Origin of the sequence: Arenibacter echinorum, assembly GCF_003259375.1 — a bacterium.
GTDB classification, from domain to species: domain Bacteria; phylum Bacteroidota; class Bacteroidia; order Flavobacteriales; family Flavobacteriaceae; genus Arenibacter; species Arenibacter echinorum.
On record NZ_QLLN01000005.1, the window covers coordinates 372,589 to 391,765 of the forward strand.

Sequence of the window (19,177 nt, forward strand, 5' to 3'; positions counted from 1 at the left end):
ATTTGAAAACTATTCTCGAATAATCGCTTTCCAAATGGATTAATTTTTTTCATATCTCCGTTGTTTGATTAAGGTTGCAGTAACCGATTTATATAAAGAAGGCATAAAATTCCTTGAGTCCAATTAAATAAGTTTAAGCCGTAGCGGCCAATTAATTTCTAGTTTTACAACTATTTTGAAATCCTAATAAAACAAAATAATTGCATTCCTCAATACTAATAAGAAATTCTGTTGATTTAAAGGATATATGGTTTTATGAAAGGGGGAAATGATTTTTACCCTGGTATTGCGCGATTTTTAGCAAATTTCCTCTACTAAAATGATTCTACTAGAGAAATGGAGTTGAATCCAAGTAATATATAATTGGAGTTACTACAACATTGTCGGCAAACATTGTCCTTTATAAAACATTCCTCAGCTAGGTCTTAGCCCTAAAGGTCTTAATATAGTTCCCAGGAGTTTTTCCAAATTGCTTTTTAAAGCAAGTTCTGAAATATTTTGGATCTGAAAAACCCACCATAAAAACTACTTCCGTTATCGAATATTCGCCTGATTTCATAAGATTTGAAGCGCGTTTTATTCTTATGGTTCTAATGAATTCAGAAGTCGATTGCCCGGTAATCGACTTGATTTTTTTGAAAAGCGCCGAACGGCTCATACCCATTTCTAATGAGAACTTTTCTACCGAATAGTCTGGATTGTCTATATTTTGCTTTATAATTTTAAGGGACTTCTTTAAAAACTCTTTATCCAGCTTACTGGATAGTTCCTTCCAAGAGGAAGAGGTGGATTTGGTCCTAAACTTTTCAACCCACTGTTGTTTTGTTTGCAAAATATTATTGACTCTAAGTCTTAAAACTTCTATACTAAAAGGCTTTAACACGAATTCGTCAGCACCTGTTTCCAGTCCTTCTTTTTCATTTTCCAAACCTGCTTTTGCCGTAAGAATAATCACTGGAATATGGCTTGTGTTCAAATCGTTCTTAATTAATTTGCACATTTCTATACCATTCATTATGGGCATCATTAAATCCGAGATAATAATATCCGGCCCCATTTCTAAGGCGATTTTCAATCCTTCTTCCCCGTTAGGAGCGCTCAAAACTTTATAATAATTTTGGAAATAATTCGATAGATATTCTCGAAGATCTAAATTGTCCTCTACTATTAAAATTGTTGCGGTTTCTTTCGTATGCTCAACCCTGTCCATAGTATCTGGACGAGGTATAATCGTACTTTTAAAATCTTTAATTTCATTTTTAATGAATTTAAAATTGTATTGTTTAGGCTGACTTTCCAATATTGAATCTACCTCATATACGGTTTTCGAAATAGGAATCGAAATACCACAAGTAGTCCCCTTTTCTAATGCACTACTAATACTTATACTGCCTTTATGAATCTCCGTCAAGTGCTTTGAATAAGCCAAACCTAACCCCGATCCGGACTGTATAACGTTACTCTCTTCTTTAGCTTGATAAAAACGTTCAAAAATATTTAATAGCTCGTCATTGGCTATGCCAATACCCTCATCTATAACTTGGATTATGGCATTCTCTCTATTATCCCTTATTTCCTTTTTGAGAATCAATTCGATTTTTCTATTTGGAGGTGTAAACTTAAAAGCATTGGATAAAAGGTTGTATAAAATTTTTTCAATTTTATCGTTGTCAAACCATGCATCAATCGTTCTTTCCTCTGTTTTAAAGGTGAATTCTATATGCCTTTCAATTGCGATTTCTTCGAAGGCATTATAGATCTCCTCTACAAAAGTCACCAAATTCCCTTCCTCAACAACTAAATTTATTTCACCCGACTCAGCACGTCTAAAATCGAGCAATTGATTGATCAGTCTCAATAATCGTGTTGAATTCTTGTACATTATCCCATTTAACCGCTGTAAATATTGAATATCGGTACTACCCTGCATAATTTGTTGAAGTGGCCCGATAATCAAGGTAAGTGGTGTTCTTAATTCATGGGAAATATTCGTAAAAAAACGCAATTTCATCTGATTTATTTCTGCTGATTTTTCATGCAAAGCGCTTTCCAATTTAAGTTCATTTTTCAATTTTATTTGATTCCCTCTAACGTTAACTATGATATATGTAATTACAATGGCCATGACTATAAAAAATAGAATAGAGACAGAAGTCGCGTACCACGGTGGGGTAATTGTTATCAATATTTCTTTGGGGGTTGTGCTCCAAACGCCTGAACTGTTGGACCCATAAACTTTAAAAGTATAGTTACCTGCCGGCACATTCGTGTAAGCTGCGAACCTCCGCTCCTCACCAATGGATGTTTGCATTTTCTCATCAAAACCCTCCAAAATAAATTTGAATTTATTTTTTTTAGGGTTGGAAAAATGCATGCTTGAAAACTCAAACTCAAAAGAATTTAAATGATGGGGCAATATGATTTTCTCGGTCTCATTTATACCCTCTTTTAGTATAATATTTCCTTCAATTACATCATTAGGTGTCACAGACTCATTAAAGATTTTGAAGTCGGTAATTGCTAACTGAGGTTCTCTATTATTGACCGTTATTCGATTAGGATGAAAAAATGTAAATCCGTTCACTCCTCCACAAATCATAGTCCCAGAGGAGGTAAACTCCATAGAACTATCCATAAACCCCTCAACATTAAAACCATCTTTTTTTTCAAAATAGGTTATAATACCGGTATGCGGATCTAGTTTTGAAATTTCCCTAATGTGCATGGACCAAATATTCCCTTCAAAGTCCTCCCTTATCTGATAAACGACATCACTTGGCAATCCGTTCTCTATCGAATATTGTCTGAATTCGAGGTCACTATTGTCAACATAATTTATACGGTTGAGGCCTCCACCGTAAGTACCGATGTATAAACTACCATCTTTAGCCTGAAAAATATCCAGCACATAATCATTACTTAATGAGTTCGCATTGGATATATCACTCTGAAACCTATCGAAGGTAATGTTTCCCGTATCAGACCGCTTTAATCTATTAAGTCCATTAGTGGTGCCTACCCAAATGGTTCCTTGGTCATCTTCCAATATATCCCTTATATTATTGTTTGTTAAGCTACAGGTATCCTTCGGTGATGATTTATAGTTAACGGTTTTATATGAACCATTTTGATTATTATAGGACAACTTGAACAAGCCATTTGTCCAAGACCCAAACCAGATATCCCCTTTACTATCTTCTTCGATAGCAAAAACGCGATTGTCATAAATATTTCTCGAACCATCTTTAATACTATCAAAAGTTTTAATTTTGAATGAGCGAGATTGCCTATTGTAATCGATTTTACTTAGTCCATTCATGGCTCCGACCCAAATAGCCCCATCCTTACCCCTCATTAATCGTTTAATTTCCGGTAATCGTCTTGGCCCAACTGTTTCTTTTATTGTATTCAAATAACTATATTGCGATGGGAGGTTTAACATCTTCGAGAATCCTTTTTGCATTTCATTACCATCTAAAACGGCTATGGTACCATCTTGGGTTCCAAACCAAATATCCCCATTTTGATCTTCGCACATGGATAATATAGGAGAATTGAATAGCGAAAGTGATTCTTTGGGGCTTAATAATTCTGTGGAATTATAAAACGTGTGGTTATCCAAATCCATTTTATACAAGCCGTTGTTCAAAGTGCCTAACCAGAGAATATTGGATTTGTCAATAAATATTTCCCGAAAATCCTGTGTATTTACAAAACTCTGAAGCTGATTGTTTGTAGAGTAATCAATTATTTCACCCGACTCATTATCATAATTCAGAAACAATTTATTTCCTGCAATCCATATTCTCCCTTCTTTATCAACACTCATGTTTATAGTACTGTGTGCTACATCAAACTCCCTACGCTGCGTTGGCTGCAGTAGTATTCTCTCGGACTCGATAACCTTTAGATCATTATCCATTTCTATTTTTAATAGCTCCAATTGATTACTAATTACCCAAATTGTATTCTTTGGATATTCAAGGATATCGAGAACCGTACCTTTGTCAAACAGTTGTTGTATATAATCCGTATCCGTGATCTTTAATTTAGGAGAGTTTACACCATTATATATCTCTATTTGATGTAATTTGACTTTAGCAGATGGGGTTAAAAACCAATATTGACCGTTAATAGAAGGTATTAAATTTGCATTATCCAAAGCCAAATCTCCATAGCTATCCAAAAAATACTCATTCTCCAATACTCCTTGGTTATTTATTTTAAAAAACTTAATTCCCTTTTGAGTAGCAAGGATAAAAACTCCAGAATTAGACTGATGGAGTATATTTTTACCAACATATCGATTTTCCACCTCATTATTTAAAACAACATCAATTTTTCCCGTATCTGGGGCTATTCTATTTAGACCTGCTTCCGTTCCCGCCCACATATAGCCATCGTTATCCTCATACAGTTTATGAGCTACATTACTGCTCAATCCATAAGAACTCTGTGCAAAGTTGTATTGTTTCATAGTGTACCCATCATATTTATTTATACCGTAATAAGTACCGAACCACATATAACCACTACGGTCTTGTATAATACTTGTAACTGTTTGATGGGACAATCCTTCATCTCCAGCAATTTGGTTTAATTGCCATTGCGAGGTGACGGGAGTGAACAAAATCAAAAAAAATCCGATAAAAAAATATTGTTTCACAATTGTGGTCATTTAATTTATGGTGAGCAAATATTCATAAGCGATTAAATATCAATTTGTTGTTGAATAAAACACACTCTTAAAGTAAAACAAAAAGGTACAATCTTTTTAATTAATCTAGTTACATGGTACTAGTTTGGTATTTAGACATTAAATAATTACTTCCACTTTTATGTTAATCCGTTTATATTTAGCACCATAGTAGTACACTGAAAAATATTAGTTTCTATTAATTCATTTTCTGATTATCTTTTCTTAAAAGATCTTGGACTGAGGGTTCATTGCTCTTTTGCTCAACGATTTTACCAAAATCCTTATCAGTTATCATACGAAACTCTTCTAAGCTTTTGTTATTTTCATATTTTACCATAAGTTCTTTTAGTTGTCCTTTTAACTCAGCAACGACCTCTTTATAACTACTATCATTTATGATATTATTTAATTGATTTGGATCTTTTTCCAAATCATATAGTTCCCAAACATCAATATTATAATAGAAATGTGCCAAAGTGTATTTTTGAGTTCTAATTCCGTAATGAGGCTGTACGTGATGCCAATAAGGGAATTCATAATAGTGATAATACATAGCATCTTGCCAATCCTTTGGAGTTTTTCCCTCTAACAAAGGCACAAAACTTGTTCCTTGCATTTTATGGTCCGTTTTTAAACCAGCTAAATCCAATAAGGTTGGTGCAAAGTCAATATTGGATATAATGTCTTCATTAACACTACCAGGTTTAATCATTCTTGGGAACTTGACCATGAACGGCATGCGCAATGATTCTTCGTAAATAAAACGTTTATCAAAAAATCCGTGATCCCCTAAGTAAAAACCTTGATCTGAAGTCAAGATAACAATGGTGTTATCTTCAAGGTTGTTTTCTTTTAAATAACTCAAAACTCTTCCCACATTATCGTCGACAGATTTTACACACGCTAAATAATCTTTTATATACGTTTGGTATCTCCATTTTCTCCCTTCTTCGTCACTCATCCCTTCTGGCTGTACAACCTCGCCAGGTCTTGCCCCGTAAAAAGTCCATTTCAACTTTTCTGTACCTTCTAATCCGGCTGGTTCTGGTAATTTCATATCCTTATTACTAAAATATTCCATAGTCATTTCAGTATTCCCGGCAGTCATCTCCCTACCTTCATAATTATCATTGAAAGTTGCGGGGTAAGGCATATCTATATTTTCCCAAAGTTGTTCGTACTTCGTATCAGGTTCCCAAGGACGGTGAGGAGCCTTAAATTGCAATACCATTAAAAAAGGATCATTAGACTGTTTACTGTTTTCCAACCAATTTAAAGCGAATTCTGTACTTAAGTTTGTAGAATAACCTTTTTCCTTAACATCCACACCGTTTTCATTATAAATCGGATCCCAATATAGTCCTTGTTGACCCGCCGTATTATGATACTTGAATGTGTCAAACCCTTTTGGGGTTGTCCCTAAATGCCATTTACCAAATAAACTGGTTCGATATCCTTGTTTTTGAAATTCTTGTGGAAATGTCCATAGTGTATCATTAAATTTTCCCCCGTTTTCATTCTTATAGTAACCATTTAAATTACTATAGTCCCCAGTTAAAATGGAGGCTCTACTCGGACCACATATGGCATTGTTGCAAAGTACATCATGAAATAACATGCCGTCATTAGCAATCTTATCGATATTGGGAGTCGGGGCGATATCTTTGTAAATTCCACCATACGCACTAATAGCCTGGATAGTCAAATCATCAGCCATGATATAGATGATATTTGGTTTTTTTTCTGGTTTTGGTTTTTTTGAAGAAATATTGCATGAAATAAATATGAGTACAAAAGCGGATATAGTAATTTGCTTGAATGGAATCATTTTGCTGATAAGGATTAAGTCTTTTTTTATTTGGTTCATAATAATTTTGTTAAATTCAAAAGTCACTTACAGTTATTTAGCAGAATTCGTTTTGTTATGGTGGATTCATTAAAGTTATAGTATCATAAAAAACCTCTAAACCTTATTAACCACCAAATTCAAATCTACAATCACAAGTATACGTTTCCCGCTATTGACAAATCGGGTGATATAACTTTAAGAGAAGGACAAATGGGTATTTTAAACTGCTTCTTACTTGTGGTCTTATAAGTAAATTACTGCAAAAATCATAAATGTAGACAGAATAAAATTTTGCCGTAATCCATGTTTAATTCAGTTCCATAAAGATGTGGAATAGACTGGATTCTGCGTAATCAATAAATAACCTAGATTTATCATTGAGGATGGGATAGTATAAATTTGATTACACAATTTAGAACTCACCACTTTAATTTGTTTTAGGTACCAGATTAAGCACGGAGCTCAATGTTCTTTATTACCACCATTGTTCCAAAAGATATAGGTACCATTGGTGGTAGATGTGATAATGTCCAAAGTGCCATTATTATCAAGGTCAACGACTGTTACTTCTGAACCAGCGCCAGAACGATTATGTATAAGTTCCGGAACTAATTCAGCACCACCAGGTGCAGCCGGATTTCTAACAGTTCTGTACCAATACAGTACAGGATCGCTATATGGGTCAGGGTCGTAATAATTATCTAAATGTCCAAAATACCTTTTACCCACTATAAAATCTTTTATTCCGTCATTATCTATATCTGCAAACGCAGCCCCGTGAGGTTGAGAAAATGTCACCCCGCCCTTATTATTGAACTGATAATCATCATTAATCATATGTCGGATAAAACTGATTTCTCCTTTTTTATCCCTTTTCTGCTCATACCATGCCAAACCAAATCCATGGGCATTTAAATTTGCAACAACATCATTCAATCCATTACCATTAACATCATAGACAGCCATTATGCTACTTCCTATATTGGTACTTCTTTTGCCATACCTCCCAAATGCAACAGGGTGGTAGTCCCATGGTTGAGTAAAATTTAATTCCATAGGCTGTTCCCACCACCCAAAAGCATTCAATATATCAATCCGACCATCTCCATTAATATCCCCGGTTCCTATTCCATGTGCCGTGGCATACCCTTTTTGAGAAACTGTAAATTCTGTCCAAGGTTTTGATGGGTCATCTTTATCTGGTTTTGCGTACCGTAGAAAACCACCTGCTCCATATACCAATTCGGGAGTGCCATCCTGGTCGATATCTTCAAACACTGTTATTTCATTTTGCCTAATACCTTCAGGGAGAACATTGTAGCTTTTCCAGCGCCTACTTTCTCCTTTAGGATTAATGTAAAGTGTTGTTTTAAAGGCACTTCCTAGTACATCTGGCCATCCATCATGATTAATATCATAGGTATCCTGAACCTTGCTGTAGGGAATTTCCAGAGAGGGGCTACTGGCAACGGCCGGAAAAATCTCCCTTCGCTTTGTATAGTCAGGTCCATAATAGATATAGGGTCCAGCTACAACATCAAGAAATCCGTCTCTGTTAAAATCAGCCGCGTTTGCTCCCCAAGAATAGTACATATCGCTTATTCGTTGTACCCTAAATCTACCAGAGATATTTTCAATTGGCGTTTCTTTTATGGATATATCTTTTATCAAAATATTTTTAAATTGCGATTCTCCCTTACCATGAATATAAAGGGCTACAGGACCAAAACCATCTTCGTTTTTTTCTTCTCCAGTTGTTCCGCCAACTTCCCTACCATCGTTCAGAAATGACCTTATAACATTAACATCCAAATAAACTTCCAATTGGTTCCATTCCCCATTTACAAAATCCGTATTCGGCATTTTAACGGGAAGGTCAATTGGGACTAGTGGAGCCTTGGAAATTTTCTCTGATTTATATTGGCGGGCACTTTCCTTTAAAGCAGGTGCTACCCGGTACCATATACCTCCAGCTTGGGCTAACTGTTCCCGGCTTGTCTCATTTCCTTGCTCATCAAAATAGACGTTAAATGGAACTAACGTTCCTTCTCCATCGACAGACAATAGAACTGCCTCAAATCCCTTATTATTCTCCTGAAACCTAAAAAGGAGTCCTGTCTCTACCTTGCTGTTCCTCTTGATCGAAACTTGAAAGGCAACATCTTGAAACGCTTCATTGAAAATCAGGATTCCAGATTTGTTTTCTTGTTGTACCATTCCCGTTATTGTGCCGTTCTGGGCGCTCCATTTTCCCGTACCGAGCCCCTTCCATTTATTAAGGGTTGATCCCGTAAAAAAATAATCCGGTATAAATGTCATTGATTTTATATCCGTTACCTGCGGTATTTCTTGAGAAACAATAAGCAAAGGCATCATAAAAATAAAAAATAAAATGTGTTTAGTTTTCATGAGTTATTATTAAAAATTCTAATTAATACTAGATTTTGGATCCTTAAAAGGTTCCTCATCCAAGAGAACTTTCAAACGTCAAAACAGTACGTTAATCAATTGGCAAAGCATATACAATATAACCTCCTTGAGGGTCAGAATCCTTATCTGTTGCGAGTGTATTACCTCCTCTACCAAACTTCAAAGGGCCCGCCATTGCCGGTATTACCAAGTATTGTCTATTATTTTCTTCATACATGGCAGGAAGCCCTTGAGTAGCAGCCGGTAATTTTGAACTCCATAATTCCTCACCATTATCGGCATCAAAGGCATAAATATTTCCATCCTTTGAAGTCGAAAAAACTAACCCAGTAGATGTAACTATCATTCCATTTCTTGTGCTTCTCATTACCCCTGTATTTTTAAATCCTAATTTATTTGCTTCAGAATCTTCACCCAAAGATCTTTTCCATTTGATCTCTCCCTTATTTAAGTCAAAGGCCATTATTTCTGACCAAGGAGGATTTATTATATAAGGCGCATGTAACCCCCATTCGTCGAGATACATACGGCCATGATCTACTTTAACCCCATCTGGGTAAGGCGCTCCATATCTACCGCCTTCACGTACTATTGTTCTTTTTTCCAATCCGCCCGAAGCCCCACCCACTGCCACAACAGGACCAAGAGGGATTTCTGAGGTATTTTTACCTCTTCCTTCAGATTGATTTCGAGATTGATCCGCTAAGAAATCATAAAGTTCTTTAATCTCTTCATCTCTCAAATGAGAAAAAGACGGCATATCTCCTCGTCCGGAGATTAAAACCTGACTAAAATCATTAAATTGCATGCTTTGTTCAATATCTATGAGTGAAGGTCCTACTAAGCCTGTTCTGTTTACTCCATGACATGAGGCACAGTTCTGTTGGTAAATCACAGAATTTCCCGTTGAAACTGGCACTTTAGTACTTCTATTCTGTAATTGGTCTAGCGTCAATAATTTGTCATAAACTGAAGGCCAATTTATTGAAATCACAAACACTGTTCCTTCTGTTGGATTTGCGGCAGTCATTCCCCAATTGACTCCTCCGACAGGTCCTGGCATGGCCAATGTTTCAGTCTTATCAGAGAGAGGAGTATAGAGGCCGCTTGGAATACTATCCAATTTAAGCTTCCACTCCTCACGTTCCTTTTCAGTTAGAAAAATGATACTCAAATCTTCTTTCGTAATTTCTTGACGAGAAATAGGCGGAACTACAGTAGGAAATGGTTGAGTAGGCCATGCCTCTTCCCCAACCACTTTACTTGAGGGAACTGGTCTCTCCTCTATTGGCCATAAAGGTTCTCCTGTTACCCTATTAAAAACAAAAAGAAAGCCATTCTTCGCAGCTACGGCAACCGCATCGATTTCTTTACCGTTATGATTAACGGTAATTAATTGAGGCGCAGCAGACAAGTCATAATCCCATAAATCATGGTGAACGGTTTGAAAATGCCAAATTCTTTTACCAGTTCTTGCATCCAATGCCAAAATACAATTACCATACAAATTACTTCCGATTCTGTCGGCCCCATAGTAATCAAATGTGGGTGAACCCAAAGGGTAATAGGCAATTCCCCTTTCAATATCCAATGAAATCTCTCCCCAACAATTAACTCCTCCAACATATTTATGCGCATCTTTTGGCCAAGTCTCATAACCATATTCACCAGGTTGTGGAATGGTGTGAAAAGTCCATTCCAATTTGCCTGTCACAACATTAAATGCCCTTAAATGTCCTGGGGTAGACATATACGATTCCCCAGTCGAGGAACCTAGAAGAAGTAAATCTTCAAATATTTTTCCCGGAGATCCTGATTGAACCCTCACCAATGAATTTGGATCCCTTCCCAGTCCCTTTTTTAAATCAACCAACCCATTTTCACCAAAAGCGAGAATAGATTTCCCTGTTGTTGCATCAATCGCTTGTAAATAATCGTTAATCTGAAAAATAAGCCGTTTATCTCTACCATCTTTACTTTCCCAATAATTAATTCCTCGTCTGGCTATTCCGGTTAAATTTGCATGAATCCAAATTTCTTCTCCAGTGGATGCATTCAGTGCCACAAGTGAATTGTTTTTTGCTAAAACAAACATTTGGTTATCCACTATTATTGGACTAAATTGATATGCCTTATTATCGCCGGTAGGATAAAACCAAGCTACTTCTAATTCCTTAACATTGAATTTGTCTATTTGATTTAAATCAACATATTTGGACTGATCAGGGCTACCTCCATAATCTTCCCAGCTCCTGTGTTGATTGTTTCCATCAACTATCTTTTCAGTACAACCTAATAGGGCAAAAAAAATTACCGCCACAAAAAGGCTTAAAACAAAATATTGGCTTGATTGTGAATTTTTGGATGTATTGGTCCACATTATAAGAATCTTTTTTTTTATAAAAATTAATACATTGATATACTTAATCTTGCTTCTTGTGAAATCAATTCTCTCATGGCCCTTCCCAAGGAGCAAAGCGAAAAAGCATAAAGAATTGAGCTTTAAATTTATCTTCAACTGACCAATATAAATTGCTTTATCACAGGCAAATGCGCCAGTTCAGTTCACCAGAATCCTGTATTATTTTTCCATTTCTCAGATTGATTTCTTTCTGGGGCACAGGCCATATTTCGTTTACACCATCCAGGAATCAACTTTATCGCTATGGCGTATTTTCGATATAACTCTTTACAGCTCCCATTTAAGCCCTCAAAGACAATTTGGTAATTTTACTTAGTGCCCCGCTCTTAAATCGTCAATAGATGGGTAACTGATGTCAATTCTTATAGGGTATACAGCTTTTTTATTTTAATTCTTTATACTTTGCCCAATTGAATACTGCTTTTTGTGATGATTTAGCATGCGCGTAAAGACCAAAATATGCACCAATATAACCCCCAGCACTCTTGGTGCTCAAGTGTCTTGCATCTAATTTACTACCCAATGGTTTCCAATTCGTTTCATCTAAACTATAATAGGTCTGAAAATCCTTCTCTATAATTTGCATTTTCAGAAAAATGGATTGACCTGGTTTATAATCGTTGAGTTGAATTTTATCAAATTCTTGTGTGGCTGAAGAAAGTATTAAATAATATCCATTCTCTTTTCTTTCCAGAACCAATTTATAATAGAACTCTTCATTTTGATAAGCTACGATGCCAGCTTCCATAGGTCTACCTTCATATTTGCCTTGACTTTGAATTAACGTAACGTTCGTTATAAATTCAGCTTTTTTATGTTGCAAACGACGACCGATAAATGAAGGGTTACCTACTTCATCGATACTAATAGGCCTCGCGTCTATGGTTAATTTTCCATTATCGATATTATACCATTTCTCCTTTGGAGTCCGGATAAAATTCCATTCAAAATTCAATTTTAAACTGTCAAAATCATCTTTCCAGTCCGAGGAATAGTCTTGGAAAGAAACTTTTCCTTCTGCAGGTTTCAAGGGTAGGGAAACATCAAATGGAACTGATTTGCCTTTTTCTAGAATCATAGGCCATTTTCCTTTTTTCCATTCAACAGGAAGAATGAAAGTCTGACGCCCTGTATTAAAATGTTCACCTTCATATGGCTGACATCCTAGAAAAACCGAAACCCAATCTCCATCTGGAGTATCCACAAAGTCGGCGTGTCCTGTACAGGTTACAGGGTTTTTCCGATTTTCAGGTAAACCGAATTGGGTGAGAATAGGATTATCTTTACCAACTTCATAAGGCCCCCATATATTTTTACTCCTTAAAATAACTTCTCGATGTTCTATTCCTGTTCCTCCTTCCGCGCAGAGCAAATAATAGAATCCATCCTTATTAAATAGGTGTGGACCTTCGATCCAAATAGGATTCGTTGAAGGGTCAATACCACCGTTCAATAATTCAACACGTTTCCCTATTGGTTTTTGTGTCTTTAAATTGAACTCTTGCAACCACACCGACCGATGTCCACTATATCTAGGCTTTCCATCTGCAACAGGGCCATTATTGACAATATATGCCTTACCATCATTATCAAAGAAAAATGAAGGGTCAATACCGTCGATTTCATCCAACCAAATTGGGTCTGACCAAGGGCCAGCTGCATTTTTGGCTGTTACATAAAAGTTACCTCCCTGCTTACCTTCTTTAGCTCCCATTAAGGTGTTGATTAAATAAAATGTGCCTTCGTGATAACGTAAAGATGGAGCATAGAGGCCAGCGGACATCCACTCATCGGTTAGATTCAATTGGGAAGGTCTATCTAACACATGCCCTATCTGTTTCCAGTTGGACAAATCTTTACTATGAAAAATAGGAATTCCTGGAAAAAATGAAAAGGATGAATTTACAATATAATAGTCGTCGCCTACTCTACAAATACTTGGGTCAGGATAAAATCCCGGTAATATCGGATTTTTGGTTTGTGCCTGTATATCAAAAGTTAAGATCAACAAAATAAGGGAAACAAAGATTGTTTTAATTGTAGTGAATCTCATGAGGTTATATTTATCTACTTTGTGTTTAAAATGGTTTATTTAAAATATTTCGATTTGAGGATATAAATTAGGGTTGATTGACTCCTGTAATTTCCCGTACCTTGTTAAAGAAAGCTTTTTTTCGATCAGAGTTTATCCCCCAATCCACAGGAACACTCTGGTAGCCTTCACTATAATCTGTCTCTCCTGGAAAACGGAAATCCAAATAGCCCCAAGAAACATAACTCTCAATAGATGTCGTAAAATTATTTATTGCTTTATCAAAGTTAAAATGGTCATCTTCATTATTGATTATTGGCATTTTTCGATACCCTTTCACCTTCCGTGTATCATTCGCCAACTTTGTCAATTGGTCGGGAGTATCGGCCCCATTTCCATGAATCAATAGAAAATCGGACGCCTTTACCACAGACGAGTTAGGCACGGTAATTCCCCCAAAGCTTGTGCCTACTAAATATCTATAGTTTTTCTTTTTCTTTTTCTTTACCAATCTAATCAATTCCGATATTCGATCTGGATAAAGAATATCATGATCGTAACTCTTGGTATTGGTTTCATTACAAATTTCTATTAGCACATTACGATATCCCTTATCAAATAACCAATCTATTAAGTTGGAAGTTGCATTAATTATTGCAGCTTCATCTTTTAAATGATGGTCTTGTCTAAAATAAAAGATACCTAGTATAACGACCATCTGTAATTCATCTGCTTTTTTAAGAATATTATCAAGCCTCTTCATGTAGGGTTCTCTGAGAGAACCATCCTCATAGAATCCAGGGTTTATATATGGTTTACCTTTATATCCCGCTGGGCCTCCGCCTTGCATACATAATGTAAAACTGTTGAGTCCATAACTGTGCCACTCAGGCATGGCTTCTACAAATTCACGATTATTTCTATCTGCATCCCATACTTTGGTATCGGGATACGCAAAGGACTTCGATGTAGTAGAATCAATATCATCAAAAATACCCTGAACCATTCGCGAATTAATTAAAAGCCCTTCAACTTTATGACCTTGCCAATAACGCCCTTCATAGGTTGGTTTTCCGTTGATAAAAAATTGATCTTCGACAATTGATACTATTGTTTTTTGAGAATAAGAAAGTCCGCTTTTAAAGCTAATTAGGAGGAATAAAAAAATACTTCTGTTTAATAAGTTCATATCCTAGTGTGTTTTTTAGATTAATTAATCGGTTTGCATTTAAATTGGGTAAAATTTGATCTACTTCTACTCCAAGTTTTTTGAAAGAGATGTAAATTTCAATTTAGGTTCGTTACCATTTTATTCAATATGATAATCGCGATTCTACAATTTTTTGACATCTTCAACTCAATTCATTCCTATTCAATGGTCAAACGAATCACATCATATATAAACCAACATCCATTGAATTTTAATGTATAAGTTTCAATTCCAGGTAGACAAGTCTACAACCGTTAAATAGGTATTGTTCTATTCAGCACCAATTCTTCCCGGCTCTCTTCGATTGTTCCCAGGTCTACCAGTAAGATCATCCCCAAGATCCACTCTGGCCCGTTCCACTAATTTTTGTAATTTTTCAACTACATCCGGGTTATGTTTTAGCACATTGTATCGTTCACCAGGATCCCTTCGTAAATCATAAAGTGCCAATCCGATAGAATCGGTATGTCGACTTCCTATGTTCCCGTCTTTACCGGGAAGTTCTCCTTCATCAGACTTATATTTATGCGGTAACACCAACTTCCAAGGCCCTTCCCGTACTGCTTCCAAACTGTTTTTACCGTAATAATAATAAAAGGTATCTCGGGGATTTTCGTACTCATTTCCTTTAAATAAAGGAAGAATATTGATTCCATCTATTTTCTTTTCCGGGAGTGGGGCTTCGGTAATTGCAGCAAATGTGGGCAATAGATCGATGGTAGAGGCCAACTTATTATTAACAGTTCCTTCGGGTATTACTCCTGGCCAACGCATAATTGCCGGTTCCCGTTGCCCGCCCTCAAAAGTGGTTTGTTTTCCTTCCCTTAACCCTCCCGAAGAACCTCCATGGGCACCAAAGGTCAACCATGGACCATTGTCACTTGTAAAAACCACTAGGGTATTATTCTCTAAATCATTTTCTTTTAATATCTTCATGATTTGACCTACACTCCAATCTATCTCCATCATAACATCGCCATACAGGCCTTGTTCGCTTTTACCTTTAAATTTATCGGATACCGCAAGAGGGACATGAGGCATGGTATGGGCAAAATATAGAAAAAAAGGTCGCCCTTTATGGCGTTCGATAAAACTGACCGCTTTTTCAGTATAACGGGTCGTTAACGTATTCATCTGGTCCATATTCTGAATAGTCTCAATAATATTATTGCCCTCAATAAGTGGAAGAGGTGGTACTTTTGACCGCCAAGATGACTTATCCGTTTCTAACTTTCCATCATACGCGATAGACCACATGTCATTGGAATACGGCAAGCCAAAATACTCATCGAAACCATGCTGCAAAGGCAAAAATTCCTTCGCATCTCCCAAATGCCATTTACCTACCATGGAAGTGGCGTAACCTTTTTTCTTCAATACTTCTGGAATAGTTTCTTCCGCACTGTTCATTCCAATTTTTGAATCCGGAAATAATGCACCAGTTAGCCCAATACGATTTGGATAGCATCCCGTAAGGATACCGGCCCTCGAAGCGCTACAAATCGGTTGAGCAGCATAAAAGTTGGTGAATCGCATTCCTTGGGATGCCAACTTATTTATATTAGGCAATGTATAACCAATAGCGCCATTTAAATCCAGATCGCCATACCCCATATCATCCATGAAAATAAGTACTATATTAGGTGCTTGGCCACTTTTAATTTGCCCATTTGCTGTTGAGCTCAAGAAAAAAAGTAAACTAAAAAGAGAGATTGAAATAAAAAGTGGAATTTCCAAACCATTTTTTTTCTTAATCATGACAGTGTTATCTAGTGTTTTCATAAGTCTTTATTATGCAGTTATAATATGTTGTTACCGGTTTTTACCACTTCTTGATACCCCAATTGAAGAACCTTTGCTCATTAGCATTCGGTTTTTACATCCATGTGTCATACTTCGACTAAAGTTTTCTTTCACCTTCCTTAATTTATAAATACAGTTGGATCAATTCCTCAAATACCGGAAATTGAATTCCTATCAAGTACATAGCGTTCAAGAAACACTTTTTAAATTGTTTTTATTATCCTACAATACAATGCTATGAACATTCAGATTAAGGTTTAGGGGCGTATGATTAATAAATAGGGTAATATGATTTTCTCACACAACTCACAACTAATTCAACCATCCCTAGTTACTTTATTTTTTAAAACACAACAATGAAAGCACTTTTATAAATTATTCTATTTATCGTCTTCAACATTGGCTGGTCTTTTTCCTAAAACAATTAAAACACGGGCCGAAACCCGTGCTTTCAAACAACTAACTCAACTACACTAAAAATCTTGAATACCTATTTTTTAAATCAGATTTCAACTCTACAGTCCCTTATTTTTTACACAACAATCTATTTCTTCTAATTACTTACAAAGGCAATATATTTACCATCAGGCGACCATTAATTGACATTTCTATTCTACTGAGATTACTACGCGCCTATAATCAACCAGTGGTACAATCTCGCTCTCATCCCAGACTTCGAGAATCAAATGCAGCTCTTTGCCTTTTGCGTCGTTCGGAACCGTGATTGAGATCTTGGCCTGGTCAGCATTCTCGATGCTAAGTTCCGTCCCGTAAGGCTTCATCCCGGCTTCTGGATAAATCCACCATTTGTAGTCTAGAGAATCTCGATCTGGATCCGTCGAAGCCAAGGCGTCGAAATCAAGCTTGTCTTCAACCTTTGCCGATACACGAACGATTTGGTCTGATGAATCCCCATTGATAACTGCTACGGGGTGGTGATTAGCTTCTTTGTAAGTTTTGATGCACCAGTCCATTCGGGCGTGAAGATCATTCCACATGGCCTGCCGCCATGGCCAGATAGCCGTGTTTTCATCGTGATACTCTATCCCTGTTTCTGGATCGACCCAATGGTCAATGGCATCAGTGTATACCTCCCAAGGTTTGTACACTTCTTCGTGCGGCTTCACTCTGCCTATGCGAGAAGGAACATTCTTTACCTTTTTTGCGCCAAAACGACCACTCCAACCGCCCCAGGTCTGTTCTGAAGGATCGGTCAACCCGTGCGGCACAAGACTCATCCAGGGAATGGTGCCACCACCCTCTATAAAAGGAGGATTATCGAAGGCCTGGTCAGTTTCAGTGTGTTGTCGCATTGGATACAGTTCACCCAAAGCACCGTGTGCAGAACGCACGTGTTCGTGAGCCCAATCATCCTGCCCCTTACTTGTATAAGGGAAGGGCTTCCAGTTATGCGGCCCTAGGTTCTTATTGTCTGGACCTCCAAAGTTCTTAGTTTGATGGATGGAACGTATCCAATGGATTTTAGGAAATTGATTATTGATCCATGCTCCGGCCTCATCTTGGGCAGCATTTTCGTATACTCGAAGCTTTTCAACAAAGGCATCAACTTCCTTAGTCGTATGGGTCTTGCGGTAATCGTAGAGAGCTTGAGCAAGAGTATTGGATCCTGCATTGATTACAACATGAATTGGACGTGAGTCGTCTTGAGTAACCCGATTAATAATCCAGTTTGACCCTTCAGTGGATTTACCATCTCCAACACCGCTCATACCATATTCAGGCTGCCCACTTGATACTTTTATTCGCAAGCCAAAGGGAGGTGGCCAACCTTTAGCGTGTAAATTTAAGTTTGGATACACCTTCTCATATCCATCAATCAGTTTTTGAAAAAGCTCTGGATGGGTGACACTTCTATAAGCAGTCGGGTTGCTCGGCTGCAGAAAAATACCCGTTACAGCTATTAGTCCTTCAATATCGATGGCGTTTGAACACATCAAAAGGTGATGCATCTGCTGCACTTCATCCGTCTCGTTCCCCATGTCGGCTAGAACAATTAGTCTTGGTTTTACTGATTGTGATTGACTATGGTTTATTATAAAAAAAAAGAAAACAAACAAAGGATAAAAACGTTTCATATTTTTTTGTTGCTAAAATTCAATATTTCAATTTAATTTAATAATCGCAGCATCGCGATCTCCAATAGTTAAGGCAACGGAAGTATTGTCATTATGTATTGGTGTAACATTCCAGATATCTTTAGCTTCTATTAATTTCATTTTATCCGACAATGAAAGTATCACTTCACGTGAAATTCTACTTGAATTCAACACCGATTAATAGGTTCCTCTATCTCCTCTATATAATCTAGCTTTTATTATATTCTCATTAGAAATCACATCTTGAACAACACATTCAGGTTCAACATATTCATGACACTTCATAAATCTTTTTTATTTCCTACTATACAATTTTAAGGTCTTTCTGGTAAAAATTTAGGGACATATGATTAACAAATAAGGTTATATGATTTCCCATAAAACTCTCGGCTAATTCAACCAACCCTCGATACTTTATTTTTGCAATTTAAAATTTGCATTGACCTAATTTCCTTAACCATTTTCCAGTAGCAATAGTTTTCCTAGCCTTTCCAATCTTTAATGCAAATGGCCCATATTTTTCAAAACCAAACAATAAAAGTGCTTTTATGAATCATTTTTTTATCGTCTTCAACATTGACCATCACTTTCTCAAAAAAATAAAAGCACGGGCCT

Annotated in this window: 8 protein-coding genes; all 8 read right to left on the reverse strand. The window is 36.6% G+C overall.

Translation table 11 applies throughout. From position 1 onward, the window contains the following. Positions 1–418: 418 nt before the first annotated feature. The 8 genes from LV92_RS14830 to LV92_RS14865 all read right to left on the reverse strand — a co-directional run bounded on the left by LV92_RS14830 (position 419) and on the right by LV92_RS14865 (position 18,541). Entirely contained in the window at positions 419–4,666 is a 4,248-nt protein-coding gene (locus LV92_RS14830; protein ID WP_170126337.1) for a hybrid sensor histidine kinase/response regulator transcription factor, read from the reverse strand. A 229-nt stretch (positions 4,667–4,895) separates the two neighbouring features. Continuing rightward, positions 4,896–6,566 carry a sulfatase family protein gene (locus LV92_RS14835; RefSeq protein WP_245946391.1) on the reverse strand — a complete coding sequence of 557 codons (1,671 nt, stop codon included), beginning with the start codon at positions 6,564–6,566 and terminating at the stop codon, positions 4,896–4,898. A gap of 444 nt (positions 6,567–7,010) precedes the next feature. Continuing rightward, positions 7,011–8,957: an FG-GAP-like repeat-containing protein gene (locus tag LV92_RS14840; protein WP_111624409.1), complete on the reverse strand. Its 1,947-nt coding sequence runs from the start codon at positions 8,955–8,957 to the stop codon at positions 7,011–7,013. A gap of 91 nt (positions 8,958–9,048) precedes the next feature. Further along, complete coding sequence (locus LV92_RS14845; protein WP_111624410.1) at positions 9,049–11,496, reverse strand: outer membrane protein assembly factor BamB family protein; 2,448 nt, start codon at positions 11,494–11,496, stop codon at positions 9,049–9,051. 286 nt (positions 11,497–11,782) lie between these two features. Then, on the reverse strand, positions 11,783–13,453 hold the full coding sequence (locus LV92_RS14850) for a glycoside hydrolase family 43 protein (protein ID WP_111624411.1): 1,671 nt from the start codon (positions 13,451–13,453) through the stop codon (positions 11,783–11,785). A 67-nt stretch (positions 13,454–13,520) separates the two neighbouring features. Beyond that, the gene (locus LV92_RS14855; protein ID WP_111624412.1) at positions 13,521–14,621 is read right to left on the reverse strand and encodes a hypothetical protein; all 1,101 of its coding nucleotides are present in this window, start codon (positions 14,619–14,621) and stop codon (positions 13,521–13,523) included. Between the two features lie 291 nt (positions 14,622–14,912). After that, positions 14,913–16,424, reverse strand: a complete 1,512-nt coding sequence (locus LV92_RS14860; protein WP_211322994.1) for a sulfatase family protein — start codon at positions 16,422–16,424, stop codon at positions 14,913–14,915. Positions 16,425–17,053: 629 nt separating this feature from the next. After that, positions 17,054–18,541, reverse strand: a complete 1,488-nt coding sequence (locus LV92_RS14865; RefSeq protein ID WP_111624414.1) for a DUF1593 domain-containing protein — start codon at positions 18,539–18,541, stop codon at positions 17,054–17,056. Between the last annotated feature and the right edge of the window lie 636 nt (positions 18,542–19,177).